19 protein-coding genes and 1 pseudogene are annotated in these 17,265 nt (G+C 63.6%); 13 read left to right on the top strand and 7 right to left on the bottom strand.

The annotated features are described in order from the left end of the window. Positions 1-28 precede the first annotated feature (28 nt). The 13 genes from B8W69_RS03665 (at position 29) to B8W69_RS03725 (ending at position 11,510) form a co-directional block, all read left to right on the top strand. The gene (locus B8W69_RS03665) at positions 29-1,195 is read left to right on the top strand and encodes an acyl-CoA dehydrogenase family protein (RefSeq protein WP_085288628.1); all 1,167 of its coding nucleotides are present in this window, start codon (positions 29-31) and stop codon (positions 1,193-1,195) included. Further along, complete coding sequence (locus tag B8W69_RS03670; protein WP_085288629.1) at positions 1,195-1,959, top strand: SDR family NAD(P)-dependent oxidoreductase; 765 nt, start codon at positions 1,195-1,197, stop codon at positions 1,957-1,959. Before B8W69_RS03665 ends, B8W69_RS03670 begins: the two co-directional genes overlap by 1 nt. After that, entirely contained in the window at positions 1,959-3,161 is a 1,203-nt protein-coding gene (locus tag B8W69_RS03675) for a thiolase family protein (RefSeq protein ID WP_085288630.1), read from the top strand. The genes B8W69_RS03670 and B8W69_RS03675 overlap by 1 nt, the downstream gene beginning before the upstream one ends. Continuing rightward, on the top strand, positions 3,158-4,384 hold the full coding sequence (locus B8W69_RS03680) for an acetyl-CoA hydrolase/transferase family protein (protein ID WP_085288631.1): 1,227 nt from the start codon (positions 3,158-3,160) through the stop codon (positions 4,382-4,384). The genes B8W69_RS03675 and B8W69_RS03680 overlap by 4 nt, the downstream gene beginning before the upstream one ends. Next, positions 4,381-5,322, top strand: a complete 942-nt coding sequence (locus tag B8W69_RS03685; RefSeq protein WP_181447329.1) for a hydroxymethylglutaryl-CoA lyase — start codon at positions 4,381-4,383, stop codon at positions 5,320-5,322. The genes B8W69_RS03680 and B8W69_RS03685 overlap by 4 nt, the downstream gene beginning before the upstream one ends. Before the next feature lie 32 nt (positions 5,323-5,354). Next, complete coding sequence (locus tag B8W69_RS03690) at positions 5,355-6,113, top strand: SDR family NAD(P)-dependent oxidoreductase (protein WP_085288632.1); 759 nt, start codon at positions 5,355-5,357, stop codon at positions 6,111-6,113. A 44-nt stretch (positions 6,114-6,157) separates the two neighbouring features. Further along, positions 6,158-6,958, top strand: coding sequence for an enoyl-CoA hydratase/isomerase family protein (locus tag B8W69_RS03695; RefSeq protein ID WP_439330585.1), 801 nt, complete (start codon positions 6,158-6,160; stop codon positions 6,956-6,958). Beyond that, positions 6,951-7,763, top strand: a complete 813-nt coding sequence (locus tag B8W69_RS03700) for an enoyl-CoA hydratase/isomerase family protein (RefSeq protein ID WP_085288634.1) — start codon at positions 6,951-6,953, stop codon at positions 7,761-7,763. Before B8W69_RS03695 ends, B8W69_RS03700 begins: the two co-directional genes overlap by 8 nt. 2 nt (positions 7,764-7,765) lie before the next feature. Next, a complete protein-coding gene (locus B8W69_RS03705; protein WP_085288793.1) occupies positions 7,766-8,614 on the top strand; it encodes an enoyl-CoA hydratase/isomerase family protein in 849 nt (282 codons plus the stop codon). Next, complete coding sequence (locus B8W69_RS03710; protein ID WP_133057968.1) at positions 8,611-9,543, top strand: DUF7064 domain-containing protein; 933 nt, start codon at positions 8,611-8,613, stop codon at positions 9,541-9,543. The genes B8W69_RS03705 and B8W69_RS03710 overlap by 4 nt, the downstream gene beginning before the upstream one ends. After that, positions 9,543-10,568 carry a phosphotransferase family protein gene (locus B8W69_RS03715; RefSeq protein WP_085288636.1) on the top strand — a complete coding sequence of 342 codons (1,026 nt, stop codon included), beginning with the start codon at positions 9,543-9,545 and terminating at the stop codon, positions 10,566-10,568. Before B8W69_RS03710 ends, B8W69_RS03715 begins: the two co-directional genes overlap by 1 nt. Before the next feature lie 181 nt (positions 10,569-10,749). Next, positions 10,750-11,094, top strand: coding sequence for a DUF732 domain-containing protein (locus B8W69_RS03720; RefSeq protein WP_245843092.1), 345 nt, complete (start codon positions 10,750-10,752; stop codon positions 11,092-11,094). Between the two features lie 32 nt (positions 11,095-11,126). Continuing rightward, a complete protein-coding gene (locus B8W69_RS03725) occupies positions 11,127-11,510 on the top strand; it encodes a DUF2834 domain-containing protein (RefSeq protein WP_085288638.1) in 384 nt (127 codons plus the stop codon). Positions 11,511-11,703: 193 nt separating this feature from the next. Here B8W69_RS03725 and B8W69_RS03730 read toward each other — a convergent pair whose 3' ends face one another. The 7 genes and pseudogenes from B8W69_RS03730 to B8W69_RS03760 form a co-directional block, all read right to left on the bottom strand. Beyond that, positions 11,704-11,985 carry a hypothetical protein gene (locus B8W69_RS03730; protein WP_085288639.1) on the bottom strand — a complete coding sequence of 94 codons (282 nt, stop codon included), beginning with the start codon at positions 11,983-11,985 and terminating at the stop codon, positions 11,704-11,706. Positions 11,986-12,081: 96 nt separating this feature from the next. Continuing rightward, entirely contained in the window at positions 12,082-12,318 is a 237-nt protein-coding gene (locus tag B8W69_RS03735; protein WP_085288640.1) for a hypothetical protein, read from the bottom strand. Between the two features lie 44 nt (positions 12,319-12,362). Further along, a pseudogene (locus B8W69_RS03740) lies at positions 12,363-13,079 on the bottom strand (CAP domain-containing protein). 234 nt (positions 13,080-13,313) lie between these two features. Then, the gene (locus B8W69_RS03745) at positions 13,314-13,976 is read right to left on the bottom strand and encodes a hypothetical protein (protein ID WP_245843093.1); all 663 of its coding nucleotides are present in this window, start codon (positions 13,974-13,976) and stop codon (positions 13,314-13,316) included. After that, complete coding sequence (locus tag B8W69_RS03750; protein WP_439330581.1) at positions 13,973-14,620, bottom strand: Rv1363c family protein; 648 nt, start codon at positions 14,618-14,620, stop codon at positions 13,973-13,975. The genes B8W69_RS03745 and B8W69_RS03750 overlap by 4 nt, the downstream gene beginning before the upstream one ends. Positions 14,621-14,666: 46 nt before the next feature. Beyond that, on the bottom strand, positions 14,667-16,145 hold the full coding sequence (locus tag B8W69_RS03755; RefSeq protein WP_085288641.1) for an MCE family protein: 1,479 nt from the start codon (positions 16,143-16,145) through the stop codon (positions 14,667-14,669). Position 16,146: 1 nt separating this feature from the next. Continuing rightward, a complete protein-coding gene (locus B8W69_RS03760; RefSeq protein WP_439330586.1) occupies positions 16,147-17,250 on the bottom strand; it encodes a virulence factor Mce family protein in 1,104 nt (367 codons plus the stop codon). Between the last annotated feature and the right edge of the window lie 15 nt (positions 17,251-17,265).

Raw genomic sequence — 17,265 nt, forward strand, 5'->3', positions numbered from 1 at the left:
TGATTACTTACATCGAGCGGAGAGTGTTGTGGACTTCCAGTTGAGCGATGATCAGCAGACGATCCGCGCTGCGGTCGCCGAACTGGCAGCAAAGTTCGACGACCACTACTGGATGACCAAGGATCAACAGCACGAGTTCCCAACAGAGTTCTACGATGCATTCGCCGACGGGGGTTGGCTGGGCATTACGACACCAGAGGAGTACGGGGGCCACGGATTTGGCATCACCGAGGCGTCCATTCTCCTGGAGGAAGTCGCGGCCAGCGGTGCGGGAATGAACGGCGCAAGCTCTATGCACATGTCGATATTCGGCATGCATCCGGTGATCGTGCATGGATCCGAGGAACTCAAATCGCGCACTCTGCCCCGTATCGTGACCGGTGATCTGCACGTATGTTTCGGTGTCACCGAACCCGGCGCGGGACTGGATACCACAAGGATCAGCACGTTCGCGCGCCGCGATGGCGATCACTACGTCGTCAACGGGCGCAAGGTGTGGATCTCAAAAGCGCTGGAGTCCGAGAAAGTGCTGTTGCTGACCCGCACCACCAAGTTCGAGGACGCGACCCGCAAAACGGATGGTATGACGCTGTTCTTCACCGACCTCGACCGCAGCAAGGTCGAGATTCGCCCAATTCCTAAGATGGGTCGAAACGCGGTGTCCTCAAATGAGTTATTCATCGATGGCCTCGAGATCCCGGTTGAGGATCGTGTCGGCGAAGAGGGCCAAGGATTCCGTTACATCCTCGACGGCCTAAACCCCGAACGCTGCCTCATCGCCGCCGAAGCGCTGGGCATTGGGCGTGCTGCGTTACGGGCGGCGGTGCGCTATGGCAACGAGCGTGTGGTATTCGGCCGGCCGATCGGGATGAACCAGGGACTCCAGTTCCCGCTAGCCGATTCGTTGGCCCGACTGGACGCCGCCGAACTAATATTGCGCAAAGCGACCTGGCTCTATGACAACGGGAAATCTTGTGCCCGCGAGGCAAATACGGCCAAGTACCTGTGCGCCGATGCGGCGTTCGACGCCGCCGATCGCGCCCTACAGACTCACGGTGGCATGGGTTACTCGGAGGAGTATCACGTAGCGCGGTACTTCCGCGAGGCACGCCTTACCCGCATCGCCCCGATCAGCCAGGAAATGGTGCTCAACTACCTGGGTGAGCACGTACTCGGCCTGCCGAGGAGCTACTGATGACCCCGCGCGACGTCTTCCGGCTCGACGAGCGATCGGCGCTAGTGACCGGTGCGGGCAGCGGGGTCGGCCAAGCGATCGCCCGCGCCTTCGCCGCCGCGGGTGCCGCCGTTGTCGTGACCGATATCGACAAGGACGCCGCTGTGGCCACCGCGGAGTCGATCACCACCGCCGGCGGTACCGCGCAGCCTTTAGTGCTCGATGTGCGCGACTCGGCAGCAGCGAAGGAAGCCGCCTCGGCCGCAGCCGAATTCGGCCGCGGCGCGCTGCACATTCTGGTCAACAACGCCGGCGCCATCGCACCCGCGATGTTCGCCGACCTTTCCGAGGAGAAGTTCCGCCGTATTATCGACATCCACCTCATCGGCAGCTTCGTGTGTAGCCAAGCGGCGCTGGGACATCTGCCGACCGATGGCACGGGGCGCATCATCAACGTCACCTCAGCGGCCGGCCTGACCGGGACCATCGGCCAAGCCAACTACGGGGCCGCCAAGGCCGGCATCATCGGCCTGACGAAATCGCTGGCCCGCGAGCTGGCGCGCCAATCCATCACCGTCAACGCCGTTGCACCGTTGGCTGCCACCGCGATGACCGCAAACATCCGCAGCAACGAAAAGCTGGCTGCCAAAACCCTCGCCCGAATCCCCCTGGGCCGGTGGGCCTTCCCGGAAGAGATCGCACCGACATTCGTTTTCCTGGCCTCAGACGCCGGGTCCTACATCACCGGACAGGTGCTGCCCGTCGATGGTGGGACGGTGATCTGATGCGCCACAAAGTAACGGGGCGGTTCGCCTCAACGGGTCGCGAGGTCTACATCGTCGAGGCGGTACGCACCCCGATAGGCAAATCGCATCCCGAACGTGGCTGGTACCGCGACACGCATCCCAATGCGATGTTGGCCGCGTGTTACAACGAGCTGGTCAAGCGCACCGAAGTCCCGCCTGATGTGGTCGAAGATCTGGTGATCGGCTGCACGGCCCCGTTCGGTGAACAGTCACGCAACATTGCCCGCAACGCCTGGCTACAGGCGGGCTATCCGCCCGAGGTGCCGGCCGTCACGCTCGACCGGCGCTGCGGTTCGGCGCAAACCGCCGTAGAAATGGCTGCGGCGCTGGTGGCCTCGGGCACCCACGACGTTGTCGTGGCCGGCGGCGTCGAGCACATGGGTCACGTGCCTATCGACTCCCCAATCAAGGTCTCCGAACTGTATGGCGACCCGTGGCCGGCCGAGCTGCGCGACCGCTATCCCTTTGTGCACCAAGGCGAAAGCGCTGAACTCATTGCCGACCGCTGGCAGCTGGACCGCGAAGAGATGGATGTCTTCGCGGCGCGATCGCACCAGAACGCCGCCAAGGCCATCGCCGACGGCCGCTTTGTCACCGAGATGGTGCCGATGACACTCGACGGCCAGACCCGCTATGCCGACCAGTGTGTGCGCCCGGAGACCACCGTGGAAACCCTGGCCAACCTTAAACCGGTGTTCCGCAAGGAGGATGGGCGGATCACTGCTGGATCGTCCTCGCCGATCAGCGACGGTGCGGCTGCAGTGCTGTTGTGCTCCGGCGACGCCGCGCACCGGCTCGGATTGCGGCCGCGCGCCCGCGTTGTGGACCAAACCACCGTCGGCGTCGATCCGATCATCATGCTGACCGGGCCCATCCCGGCGACGCAGAAGTTGTTGGAACGCAACAATCTCAGCATCGCTGACATCGACCTATTCGAGGTCAACGAGGCGTTCTCGTCCGTGGTGCTGGCATGGCAACGCGAGATGCGTCCGGACACCGATCGCGTTAACGTCAACGGCGGAGCTATCGCGCTGGGCCACGCCGTCGGCGCGACGGGGGCCAGGCTGATCGCCACCCTGATCCCTGAACTCGAACGCCGCGACGCCGACCTTGGCCTGGTGACGATGTGTTGCGGCGGGGGTCTTGGGACGGCAACCCTGATCCAACGGGTACCCACGTGATCGATTTCAGGCAATTTCTGTCACGAGGTGACGGAGTCTGGTGGGGTCAGGCCGCCGCGGAGCCGCGGCCGTTGGTTGACGCGCTGATCTTACAGAGTGCCCGGATCGGTCCGATCCGGACGTTCACCGGTCTGAGCTGGAACGACCAGCTCGACATCACGATGCCCGGCCGGATGTCGATGGTGTCCTATGGCGGGCTTGGTGAGCTCCGCGAACTCAGCAAATCGGGGCGGCTCGACGTGGTGCCCTGTCACTACTCGGCGCTGCCGCGGATGTTCGCCGAGCGCCGTCTGCCGTGCGATGTCGGGTTGGTCCAGGTGTCACCGCCTGACGCCGAAGGGATGTGCTCACTGGGTGTTGGGGTCGACTATGTCGCGGACGCCATTCCGCACACGCCGACACTGATCGCTGAGATCAACGCCCAGATGCCGGTCACTCTGGGAACTAAGCCGATATCAGTAGATCGCTTCGCCGCCACCATCAGCACTGACCGTCCGCTGCCCGAGGACACACTGCGGGCGCCGGGCGAAGCCGACCGGGTCATCGCCGCCCAGATCGCTCAGCTCATCGACGACGGCGATACCGTTCAACTCGGGGTCGGATCGTTGGGTGCGGCCGTGCTCGGCGCACTGGCTTGCCATCAGGATCTGGGCATCCACACGGGGATGATCACCGACGGCCTGCTCCGATTGGTCGACGAAGGCGTGGTCACCGGCAAGCATAAGGAGATCGACACCGGCCTGGTTGTCGTGGGGACCGCGCTGGGCTCGGCAGAGCTGTATAAGCGTGCCGGCGACCTGCCGGTTCGCTTCCTGCCAACCAGTTATACCCATGCACCGCAGGTGCTTTCGCAGCTACGTTCGCTGGTCTCGGTCAACTTCGCCGTCGAGGTCGATCTCACCGGCCAGGTCGGTGCCGAGGTTAGCCGCGGCGTCTATATCGGTGCCGTCGGGGGTCAGGTGGATTTCGCTAGGGCCGCCGCTTTGACCGGCAAGCGATCCATCTTCGCGCTGCGGGCGACTTCACACGCCGCCTCGACGATCAAGCCCGCGCTCGAAGGCGGGGTCGTCACGACCACGCGCTCCGACGTCGACACCGTCGTCACCGAATATGGCGTCGCGAATTTGCGCGGGTGCAGCCTTGGTGAGCGAGCACGCAGGCTCTGCGCGATCGCCGCCCCTGAGTTCCGTGACCAGCTTGACCGCGAAAGGAGCAGACTGTGAATAGATTGCCCGCACATGTCGACATCCGCGAGGTGGGTCCGCGCGACGGCTTTCAGAATGAACCCGAAACCATCGCCACTGCCGACAAAATCGATCTGATCAACCGGCTGGCGCGGACTGGGCTGCACCGCATCGAAGTTGCCAGTTTCGTGCGACCCGACGTCATCCCCCAGCTGTCCGACGGCGTCGAGGTGCTGCGCGGCATCGATGTGCCCGACCATGTATCGCTGATGGTCTTGGTGCCCAACAGCAAAGGACTCGACAACGCGCTCGCGGTGCGCGAGACGTTCTCCGAGGTGGCGATCTTCGTCAGCGCGTCGGAGACACACAACAAGAAAAACGTGAACCGAAGCATCGCCGAGTCGATGGCAGACAACGAAATTATCGCCAAGCGCATTGTCGCCGAGGATCTGCGCTGCGCTGCCGTCATCGCCACCTCCTACGGTTGTCCCTTTGAGGGCAAGGTGCCGATGAAGCGGGTGCTCGATATCGCTGAGCAATTCGCAGCCGCGGGCGCCAGCGAGGTCGGGTTCGGCGACACCACCGGGATGGCCAATCCCGCCTACGTCGGTGAGTTCTTCGCTGCCGCTATCGAACGGCTGCCCGGCGTAGAGGTCACCGCCCACTTCCACAACACCCGCGGCCAGGGCCTGGCCAATGCTTACGCCGCGTTGCAGGCCGGATGCACCAGCTTCGAATCCAGCTTCGGCGAACTTGGCGGCTGCCCGGTGCCGGCTGGTTCGACCGGAAACATCGCCTCCGAGGATCTGATCAGCATGTTCCAGGAGATGGGCGTGTCCACCGGAATATCACTACCAAGCCTGATTGATGCGGCTCGCGCGGCCCAAAGTGTGCTGGGCCGCAAACTCACCAGTCACTCTATCGTCGCCGGCCCGATCAACTGGGCGCCCAACCCGGGCGCTCCGTCCTGCCGCTAAGCAGTCCATTCACTCAAAGGAGAGAGCAGACTATGACCAACCGCGTCGCATTCGTCACCGGCGGAGCCCAAGGCATCGGTCAAGGTATTTCGGAAACGCTGGGCGCCAAAGGGTTTCGGGTCGCAGTCGCAGACCTCAACCTGGAGGCGGCCGAAGCCACCGCGAAGCGAATTGCCGAGGCCGGCGGTGAAGCCATCGCGGTCCACGTTGATGTGACCGATACGAACTCGGTACGCGGCGCGGTGAAAACAGTCGCCGACGAGCTCGGGGACATCGAGATCGTGGTGAACAACGCCGGTTGGGACGACTTCATGCCGTTCCTGAAAACCTCAGAAGACTTCTGGGACAAGATCCTTGACATCAACTTCAAGGGCGCACTGCGCGTCATCCACGCCGTGGTGCCCGGCATGGTCGAACGCGGGTTCGGCCGCGTCATCAACATCGGTTCCGATGCCGGCCGCGTCGGGTCCTCATTGGAAGCGGTCTACTCAGGCGCCAAGGGCGGCACCATCGCATTTACCAAGACCCTGGCCCGTGAGGTGGCGACCAAAGGGGTGACCGCGAACACGGTCTGCCCCGGCCCGACCGACACCCCCGCGCTGCGCAAGTTCGCCGACAGCTCCGGGCAAGACGCCGACAAGGTGATCGGCGGGATGACCCGCTCCGTGCCTATGAAGCGTTTAGCACAGCCCTCGGACATCGCCGCTGCCGTCGCCTTCTTCGCATCCGACGCAGCGGAGTACATCACCGGCCAGACGCTGTCGGTCAGCGGCGGCCTCACCATGGCGTAGCGGTCAGACCGTTGTGCACAAACCAAGGAGGTACATCAATGGTGCTGTCCGAAAACGGTTCTCCGGTAAGCCTGCGCATCGCGAAATCGGTGGTCGAGATCACGCTCAACCGGCCTCCGGCCAATGCGCTGGGCATGCCGATCATCGACGGGCTGCACACCGGGCTCGATGCCGCTGACGCGTTGCCCGCCAAGGTCATTGTGGTGTCCTCGGCGCTGACCGGCTTCTTCGCCGCCGGCGCCGATATCAAGCACATGTCGTCGGTGGACGCGGCATCGTTCGGTGCATACGGTGATGCGCTGCGCGGCGCTGTCGAGCGCCTGGCCGCCCACCCAGCGGTGTCGGTGGCCGCGGTCGACGGGCTCGCGTTGGGCGGCGGGCTGGAGCTGGCGATGGCGTGCTCGTTGCGCGTCGCCGGTTCATCGGCGCGGCTCGGCCTGCCTGAGGTCAAGCTCGGCCTCATTCCGGGCGCGGGCGGCACCCAGCGGCTGCCCCACCTGGTCGGCCGCGGGCGGGCCCTAGACATCATGCTCACCGGCAGGGAGGTGGACGCCGGGGAAGCGTTGCGCATCGGCCTCGTTGACCGGCTTGTGCCGGCGGGCACCGCGGGCGAGGCCGCGCTGGAGCTGGCCCGCGAACTGTGCACTGCCTCATCGCCCGCGCAGCGCGCGGTGGTCCGGACAGTGGCCGCGGCGTACGACCGACCGCTGTCGGAGGGTCTGCACTATGAGGCCCAACAGGTCCAAGCGGTGTTTGAACAGGGCGAGGCAATCGAGGGCATCCGGGCGTTTATCGACAAGCGCGCCCCCGAATTCGTCGGATCAGAAGGAACTTCCGATGATTGACCTCGAACAGCGTTATGAGACGTTGCTTCTCGAGTTCCACGCGGACGCTGTGGTCCAGGTGACGTTGAACCGGCCCGACCGGTGCAACGCGATGACAATGCTCATGTTCGAGGAACTCGAATCGGTCGCGCGCGCGATCGGCGACGATCACGACGTCCGGGTGGTGGTCCTGACTGGTGCGGGCCGGGCGTTCTGCGCGGGCTACGACCTCGACGAGGCCGAGGAATTGGCCTCGTTGTCGGCCCTGGGTATGCTGGATCGTCAGGAGCGGGCCGCCCGCGCGCTCAGCGCCGTTCGTGCGATACCGGTACCGGTCATCGCTGCGGTGAACGGACCCGCAGCCGGTGGCGGCATGTCGCTTACCCTGATGGCTGACATCCGGCTGGGGTCACCTGCGGCGAAGTTCAGTGCCGCGTTCGTACGGATCGGGCTTTCAGCGGGTGACCTGGGCGCCTCCTGGCTGCTGCCCCGGTTGATCGGTCCGTCGGCCGCCGCGGAAATCGGTTTTACCGGCCGCGTCGTCGAGGCCGATGAGGCAGAACGGCTCGGCCTGCTCAACCGGATGACCAGTCCGGACGACCTCCTCGACCAGACGCTGGCGATGGCGGGTCAGATCTGCGCCAACTCTCCGGGCGGCATTCGGATATCCAAACGGGCATTACAAGCCAACATGGAAGTCGCCTCCTTCGCGGCAGCGCTCGAACTGGAAAACCGCGGGCAGGCACTACTTACGCGCTGCGACGACATGGTCGAGGCGCTGCAGGCCTTCAAAGCCAAGCGACCGCCGAACTTCTCCGGGCGGTGATCATGGGCACTGTCACATCGCAGTGGAATCGAGTGTCGCGGCGCCCGTTTGCCGACGTCCTCGATGAGCTGCGTGCGGCGCATACACTGACCTTCGAGGACCACGGCTCGGGCATCGCGGTGATGTCGGTGAACCGCCCGCAACGCGCGAATTCTCAAACGGTTGAGATGTTCGGCGAAATTGCTTGGGCTACAGCTGTATTGCGCAACGCGCCGCTGCGGGCACTGATCGTCACTGGCGCAGGGGGGAAAGCGTTCTGCACCGGTTTCGATCTAGACGAGATCGATGTCCTCACCCGGATGTCGGTGTCAGGCTTCACTGATCTCGTCGAGACGGCCGCCGCTGGATCCACCGGGCTGCGCGCCCTGCCGTATCCAGTCATCGCAGCGGTCAGTGGCCCGGCGGCCGGCGGTGGTTTGTCATTAGCACTAGCTGCCGACATCCGAATCGCCGACCAGACCGCCAGTTTCAGTGCAGGATTCGTGCGGGTCGGGCTATCCATCGGCGAGCTCGGGACATCCTGGAACCTGGTCAGGTTGATCGGACCCGGCCGGGCCGCCGAGTTGACCTTTACCGGACGCACGGTGCGGGCCCCCGAGGCCCAGCGAATCGGACTGGCCGACCGGCTCGCCGAGACGGGCCGCGCACTCGACGCGGCGATCGAGCTGGCCCAAACCATCGCGGAAAACTCTGACGACAGCATGAGATCCACCAAAAACGCACTGCTCCGCAATCTCGAGACCAACTCCTTCCAATCCGCGCTCGAGGTGGACACCCGCGGGCAGGCTCTCGCCATTCAGGTGCCTACGACCCGCAGCGCTCTGGCGAGCCTGCAGGAGCAGACGCAATGACCGGATCAGGAGAGCTCTCAGCAGGGCTCGGTCCCGCTGACGACCTCCGGCACCGGTCGGTCGCCGGAGAGAGAACGCGCGACAGTCTGTTCTGGGAACTGATCATGCCCGAGGAGGAGCTCGGCCTGCAGGTCTACCTCTATCTAACTGGCAGCGGGAAGGCCGGCTACAACGTGTGCGTCTGGGGTCCAAACCCAGAGCCGCTAGCACAGCACCTGCACCAAGGGCGGATACCGGATCACGCTGACCTCGACGACTTCTCATTCGACGGACTCACACTGACGCAGCCCGAGCTGCGGAAATCCTGCATTCTCAATTACCAGCGCGACGACGTGAAGATCGAGTTCGCCTTCGACGGCATCCACGATGCCTTCAGCTACCACCACAATCCCGACGGACTGCCCCAGTGGTTCGCGGCCAACCGAATCGAGCAAACCGGGCGAGTCCGCGGAGCAATCGAAGTCGCCGGCCGACGCATCGACTGGGACCGCATGGGTCACCGCGATCACTCGTGGGGAGTCCGCGACTGGGGCATCCCACAGCATTGGAAATGGTTCGTCGCCTATACCGAATCGGGCCGTGCGCTCAACGGATGGATTTGGATCGCCAAGGGCGAGTGGGGCTTTGCAGGCTACGTAGTGCGTGACGGTGTCACCCACCCGATCTGTCACATCGACCACCACGCCGACTACGACGCACAGCTGCGGCAACGTCGATTGCGAGCGACCCTGACGGACACCACGGGTGAGCAAACCGAGCTGGAACTCGACGTCTTCGGCGTGATCGAACTACCTACCCACGATAGGCTACAGACTGTCATACGCGAAGGTGCCTGCCAGGCGGTCATCGACGGTGAACCCGGCGCCGGACAGTTCGAGACCCATTGGCAAGGAAGCTATCTGGACTACCTCGCAGCACAAGGCACCTGATGTGGTCATGGTCTGACGCCGAACTGCAACACCTCGGCCGCTTCCTGGCCGACCATCATCTTTGCGGCGCCACGGTCACCGCTGAGGCCATTGGCGACGGGCACTCCAACCTGACATTTTTGGTGTCAGACGGCCACTCACGCGTGATAGTGCGCCGACCACCCCCGCCGCCGCTACCGCAGGGTGCACACGACGTGTCACGGGAGGCAACGCTACTCAAGGCGTTATCGCATACTCCTGTACCGACCCCGGCGGTGTTGGCCACCGCTGCGGCCGGTGAGTTGCTCGACGTGCCACTATTTGTGATGGAGTTCGTCGATGGCGCCGTGATCACTCAGTCCACCCCGGCACCGGCGCACGACCTAGAAACGCGCCGGCGGATCGGCGAATCATTGGTGGACACCCTCGCCGAGCTGCACTCGGTACCTTGGCGTGAGGTCGGGCTCGGCGACTTCGGCAAACCGGACGGATTCAACGGCCGCCAAATACGGCGAATGCGATCGCTCATCGCGGTCGAGGGAACCCTACCGCCAGCGTTCACCCCGCTGGACACCTGGCTGCAGACAAACCTCCCAGGAGAATCCGCAACGTGCATAGTCCACAACGATTTTCGGATCGCCAACACCATCGTCGACATCGCAACAGGTTCGGTCGCTGCCGTGCTTGACTGGGAGCTAGCCACCGTCGGTGATCCGCTCGCCGATCTGGGGTACTTCCTGACCTCCTACCCTGCGCCGGGGGAGCCGCTGGTCCCAACGTCCGCGATGGGTACCGCGGTGCTCGAGGCCGGCTACCCCAGCCGCCGCGCGCTGCTCGACCGATACGCCGACCGCACCGGCGCCGATGTGTCGGTCGTCAACTGGTATGCCGCGCTCGCGATGTACAGGCTTGCCGCACTTTATGAATACAGCCGCAGGCGGTTTGAAGATGGTGTCGGCGACCCGTACTACGCCGAACCTGGTTTAGTCAGTTCCTTCCTAGCCGCTGGCGAAAAGCTGGCAGCCGAAAGTTCTGCGTTCGCTTAGTGCCCGTCATGCACTCACCCTTGGTGCCAGCAATATCCCTGGTTAGGGGGACGCGGTCCGTAGACAGTTGCCCTAGCGTGACCAAGGACGACCTGTCGTGAATTGAACTCACCACACGGGCGACTCTGAATAGTCCACGCCGCATAGGGAATCAGCCATGAATAGTCCTAGGCCGCTCGCCATGACGATAGTCCTCGCCGCTGCGCTCGGTGCCGCTGCCGCGACATCGATCCCCCGGTCGACTGCGGCGCCGGCGCCGCAGGTCGAGTATCTGTATAACGTCACGGTGCGCCGCCACTTCAACTTTGCCGCTGACGACGCGGTCGCTTACGGCTATGCCCTGTGTGACAAGGTCCGCGCGGGCGAGAGTTACGCCCAGGTGATCGGTGACGCCAAGGGTGACGTGACGCCGAATGACGAAGACGCGACCAACTACTTGGTCTCGTATTCGGTCAACTTACTTTGCCCAGACCAGATCTGGCAGCTGAGGAACTCAGCCGCTGGCTATCAGCCGTCTCCGTCGTGAGCCCGCTGATGTATGACCACAGGAGTAGCTCGATGCCGGTTTCTCGATCCACGAACATTCGCCACGCCTTCTTCCTGCTCGCCGGCGGTGTGGCTCTGATACTGACGTGGCCCCACGCATTTGAGTGGATGGCTGCTGGTGGAAACATCCTCGATCCGTTCGCGTTCTTCCGCGATGCGATCGCTGCCGGTGGCACCGCCGCATTCTTGGCCATCGACATGGCCATCGCCTGGCTGGTGTTCATGGTGTGGGTCGTGACGGATAGCAAGCGCATCGGGCTGGGGTACAAATGGGGCTGGGCCTTCGTCGCCATGTCCTATGTCGGTGTCTCCTTGGCGTTCCCGGTGTACCTCGTCGCGCGAGAACGATTCCTGGCCAAGCAGTCCCGCCAAGCAGTCGAGGCGGCACCCTTTTGACGCGGACGGGGCCGGATACGTAGCAGAGCCCGCCTGCGGCTCGGTCTAGCCGCGCATTTGAACAGATTTCGATCCTCGCGACGACGCAATTCTCGACGCGAGTTGGACGATTCACGCAGCAACACGACTCGAACGTCAACCGTCAGTGGATGCGTGCGTGGCGCCAAAGGGAGCACCGCGCGGTGTGAAGGCCCTAGCGGACGTCGTCGGTGATCTGGCTGTGGGAGACGGCGAAATGGTCTGTGAGATTGTCGATCCCGCGCCGCTCACGTCCCATTGCCGAGGTTTCGTCGCTATTGAGCCCCTCAACGGCCTCGCCGGCTTTGCGCCGCCGCTGTCTGCGTCCGTCGACGATCAGCGTGATCAGGCCACATACACTGATGGCGACGCAACACCAGGCGACAACCTCGTTGGACAGACTGAAGGCGGCGGCCAGTGCAGCGACGCACCCGACGGCGATAAATGTGACGAACATTAGCATCAACGCTCCTCCAGGACTATCATCGGCGGCAAAGGACGGCTGGGGCCCGGAGCCCCACGGCGAGCCGGCCTGCTCAAATTCAGATTTCCGCTAGCCACCATTGCGTGCGACGTTCGGCGGCAGGCCGGATACGTTGGGGCCATTGGCATCCTGCGTTAGGTCAATATCGTGATCCAACTCGGGCAACGCCGGGATCATCGAGCAGATGAAGCTCATCGCGAATCCACACTGCCCGGGGTTGGGCCCGGCGTGTGCCGGCGAGGACAGGCTGATGACCGTCGCTAGCGCCCCTACAATGACGGTCAATCCCACGGTGATACTGCGCATAGTGCTCCTTAGGACGGGGACTGCGTAGTGCCGATTTGCTGTCTTTAGTTCGGTGGGATGCCAGGCGGTGGATACACGCCGCGCAATATCCATGCATACCAGTTGATTCCGTACTCAAGTTCGTCGCTGAAGTCGTAGTCGGGGCTGGGATCTTCGTTCATGTGATCAGACTCCAATCGTTGATGGTGGATGTGAGAAGGCGCTCCTCGGTTCCAATTTGGGTCGGACGGTCATTTTGGCTGGCCGTACACTGCGACGACGACGGTACGGTTGAAGCTGTTTGCCGACCACACGCCGATCTGGGTGTTGGCGCAGTTGGCCATGATCGCGAAAGATGCCGGGTTGTAGACCCATTGGTTGAGGATTTCCACACCGCTGATTGCCAGAGCTGGGTTGATCGCTACCGTTTCGGCCGCGATTCCGCGGTAGCCGGCGTTGTTGGCCCGGTCTTGTGGCGTGGTCCCGTCCGAGCCGATGTCGCCATCGATGTTGCGGTTATTCAGCACGTCGTTGGTGTGCCATTGGGCGGCGCGAACCAACTGCGGGTTGACCCTGACGTCGTTGGTGCAACCCGCCTGATGCTGCACGGTATAGACATTGGACACCACGCTGTCGTTGAGACGTTTGTTGTTAGGTACGAGTGTGTTGTCGTCGTTGTCGGCCCGCGCATTCGCACTCGCCGGACCGACAGCAATCAGTACACCAACTGTCGTAGTCAAAATCAGAGTTCGATGCCGCACTGTCGTCTCCTCGCATTTCATCCCGGTGACACCCAGCGGCCGCCGATTGACGACGCCCCGCCAGGGATTTGATCGATGAACTGGAGTGCCGGGATTTGCTGCGGCGCAGTGATATTGACTTCGCTGACTGACGGTGCGGCGTGTCGGTGCTCTCGGTCCCCGCGGAACCGGCATTTGCCCGGCGATGCGCAACACCCATGCCGATATGGCGCGGAGCTGGCTGTCAGGTGCCAATCGGTGCTGCATCATCAGACCTCAGACGGGGTCGAAGTGTGAGATCAGCCACCGGCCGCCGACCTTGTCGAGGGTGACGCGAACGGTGGATGCCGTCGATGTCGGCGCGTCCTGATTGATGATGACGCTCTGGTCGACGAACAACAGCACTACTGCGTGGTTTCTCGTTGCCTGCACCGATGCGGCGGCGGGGACGGTGGCGATCGCAGAGATCTGCTTCTGCTTTGCTCCCGGGATTACGACGTCGTGGGTGAGCGACGTGTACGAGTCCAGGAACTGACCTGTCATGCGGCCTCGAGCCGCCTCGAGGTCTTTTTCCACGGTTTCGGGTTTGTAGGACAGCAACGCGATCGTGCTCTCGGTGGCGGCTCGCACGGATTCAGAGCCCGCCGCTGAGGCGTCTCGTGCCGAAATGTCCTGCCATTTCACGTAGCCTGCGCCAGCCGCCAGCAGCATCGCCAGCCCAGGTAGCACCGCGTAGGCGATGGCCCGCGACCAGCGGGCCTCACCACATGGGTCCGTCAGCGGCTCACCGTCATCTGGCTCATTCGTCTCTGTTGACGCGTCGCTGCCTTCGGCGTCGTCAACGTCCACGGCCGCCGCCGGCGCCGGGTCGGCGGGGGTGTCGTCGACCGGGTCGATTTCGTCGGGGCGGCCGAGGCGGCGCCACGTCGGCCGCCTCACGGCACGAACCCGACGTTGGACACTTTCACCTGATCGCCGACCTTTTGCACGTCGATGCGCATCCGCCATTCGTGCGGCGACTGGGAGGGTTCATCAGCACTTGACGTCAGGACAGACAGAGCCACCAGCGCTCGGGCCGAGTCGGCCGTGTCGGACTCCAACCCCGCCTCAATTACCGTGCCGACCGTTTTCGCTTTAGCTTGTTTGACCACGTCGATGAACGGCTGGGACCGCTTGGCGAAGTCGTCGTAGAACTCGCCGGTCGCCCCGTCGAGAATGCGGTGCACATCGGCGTCGGCGTGCTGCCAGTCGATGGTTGTCAAATTCAGCGCACCCTGCCTGGCCACCTGGAGGAATTGACTTCGGTGCGCTTGGGCTTTGTGCGACTGGACGAGGTGAAACTCGGACCACCCGAGTAGCGCTGCGAGCACCGCGACGAAGACCGACCCGAACAGAATGGCGCGCCGCGTGGTCGACGTGGGTTTTGATGGTGTCGGGGTCGAGACTTCCGTTGCGGCGTCGGACGGCAGGGCAGTGTCCTCGGATGTTTCGACGCGGTCGATGTCCCTGGTGTCCTCGACAGTGTCGATGCCCTCGACGATGTCGCCGTCCCGGGCAGACTTGATGTCAGTGACTGTTGTCACCCTGTTGCTCCTTTCGTGTTGCTCCGTCGACATTCCGTCCATATGGTCAGCCGCCCGGTGGAACCAGCATCGCCTGCCACGACTTGTCTTTGGGGGTGGGGCGAGCCAGGTCAGACTGGGTGTACTGCTTGCCGTCGGGTCCGGTGTAGGTGCCGGTCGCTGGGTCGTATTCGGCGGCGGCCAGCGGCGGTGCCGCACCGAGGCCGGCTCCCAGTTGCGGTCCGGGCGTGGCTGCCTGTGGCGGGGCGCCGGGCGGCAGTTGTGGAATGTCTTGGCCGGTGTACGTGGCGTTGGGGTCGCCTTTCCAGTTATTGCCGTCATTGAGCGGCACATACTGTTCGTCGCTTTCACACAACTTGATGGTGGGCGCGCGCTTGCCGGGTCTGGTTTCGCAGGGGATGTTGCGGGCGCCACGCACTTCGGTGATCGGCGCATCCTGCGAGATTCGGCAGTAGAGCTCGCCGGCCGGCCGTTCGGGGGCGTCCTCGAAGACGGGATTGCGTATCTGCTGGGCCGGCAGGAACCCGGTGTTGCACGGCGGCGGAAGGTTGAGGTTGAGGTTGAAGGCGAGGTACTGGCCCTTGTATTTCTGTTTAGTGTTCGCGTTGGCGACCAGACCGGCTGATTCGGCGGACACGAACTGGGGAAACACGGCGAGAAGTTGTTCGACGTCGTTGCGATAGCTCAGAGCGACCTGGCTCGGAGCGACCAGATTGGCCATCAAGGTGGGCAGGGTCGGTTGTAGCCGGTCGACCAGTTGGCGTGCCTCCCCGAGTGCTGGACCAGCATTTTCGATTATGCCTGCCACGGACTGGTCGTGTGTCTGCAGTTCGCGAGTCACTGTGGCCAGATGCGACGCCCACGCGGTGATTGCATCCGAGGATTTGGTCTGCGAGTCCAGGACCGGGGGCAGGTTGTCGATGAGAGAGACCAACGGGTCGAGGTTTTGACGGGCGTCAATCGACAGGTCGCTGACGCCTTTGACGAGCCGGGAGAGTTCGGGGCCGAGACCGCCGACCGCGGTGTAGGACTCGTCGATGACCGTCTTGAGGTTGTCGCGCGGTACCGCCTGCAGGCCGGTGACGACCGCGTCGAGGACCGAATTGATGTCGGCAGGCACCGAGGTGTCTTTCAGTGCGATCACATCACCGTTTTTTAACGGTGGCGCGCTGCCATTTCGCGGCAGCAGCTCGACGTACTGCTCGCCGATCGCTGACTGGCTGTGTACCTCGGCTTTGAGGTCTCGCGGGATCGGGGTTCCGGAATTGAGCGACAAGACGGCGGCCACGCCGGTGTCTGTCAGCCGCACCGACTGCACTCGGCCGACCTCGGTGCCGCGGTACGTGACGTTGCCGGTGGCATATAGGCCGCCGGCTTGCGGCAATTGCATGGTTACTGTGTAGCGGCCGACACCGAACAGCGTGGCCGGCAATTTCATGAAGTGCAGGCTCATTAGGGTCAGCGCAGCCAGGGCGATCACCGTGAAGATGGCCAGCTGAATTTTCGTCTGTCTGTTCAAGTGCACGTTATGGCCCCTGGTCGCCGTTGTACGGAATCGAGATTGGGTTGGCCTGACCGAACCGGCCCGGGTTCAGGCACGGGCTTGGGTACTGGCCGACAGTCCGGCCCCACTGCAACTCGAGCGCGGTGAGGTTGCACTCGTACCTGGTGCCGGTGAACAGGCCCGCATCAAGACGGCTGAGCGTGAGGTCGATGATCGCGGTCAGGTTGGCGTAGTCACCCCGTTGCCATTTTTCGATGGTGTCGGTCGGGAACGGAATGGTCGGAAGGAAGTGCAGTGCGCGGGTCAGGCTGGGTCCGGCATTGGCCAGCGACTCCAGGACCGGTCCGACCTCTTTGAGCTCTTTGACCAGGTTGTCTTTGCTCTTGTAGACGGTGTCGGCGGTCAAGGCGCTGAATTTGCCCAGCTGATCGGCGGCCTCGACTAGGGTGCCCCGCTCGTCGTTGAGCACTGCCAGCGCGTCCGGAATGGTCTTGAGCGCCTTATCCAGAACGGGACGTTGTGCGGCGAATTTTGCGGTCAGATCGTTGAGGCTGTCGCTGGCGGCGATAATGTCACCGGTCTGGTCGTTGAGGTTCGCGGCAAACTTGTCCAGTTGCCCGACGAGGCTTCGCAGGTCTTTTTCGCGGCCACGGAAGGCGGTGCTCAGCGCTTCGACGATGTCGCCCACTTGGCCGACGCCGCCGCCGTTGAGCACCATCGAGACCGCCGCCAGAGTCTGCTCGGGTGTCGGGAATGCGCCCGCGCGAGACAACGGGATCAGCGAGCCATTTACCAGCTTGCCCTGCGGCGGTTCGCTTTTCGGTGGGGCCAACTCGATGTGCTGCGTTCCCAAGAGCGTGGTCTGGCCGATCTTGACGGTGGCGTTGGCGGGAAGATTGACGTCGCCGTCAAGGCGCATGGTCACCAGTGCATGCCAGCCCTGCAGCTCGATCTGGGTCACGTGGCCGACGAGCACGTCGGCGACCCGCACCCGCGCATTGGGTTGGATGTTGTTGACATCCCCCATTTGCGCACGGATAACAAACGAGTTCGGACCGTTGCCTTGCGTGCCGGGCAGCGGCAGCGAGTTCACTCCACGCCAGCCGCAGCCAGACAGCCCGGCCATCACGGCCAACAGCGC

The sequence above is a fragment of the Mycolicibacterium vulneris genome (assembly GCF_002104765.1).
GTDB lineage: Bacteria > Actinomycetota > Actinomycetes > Mycobacteriales > Mycobacteriaceae > Mycobacterium > Mycobacterium vulneris.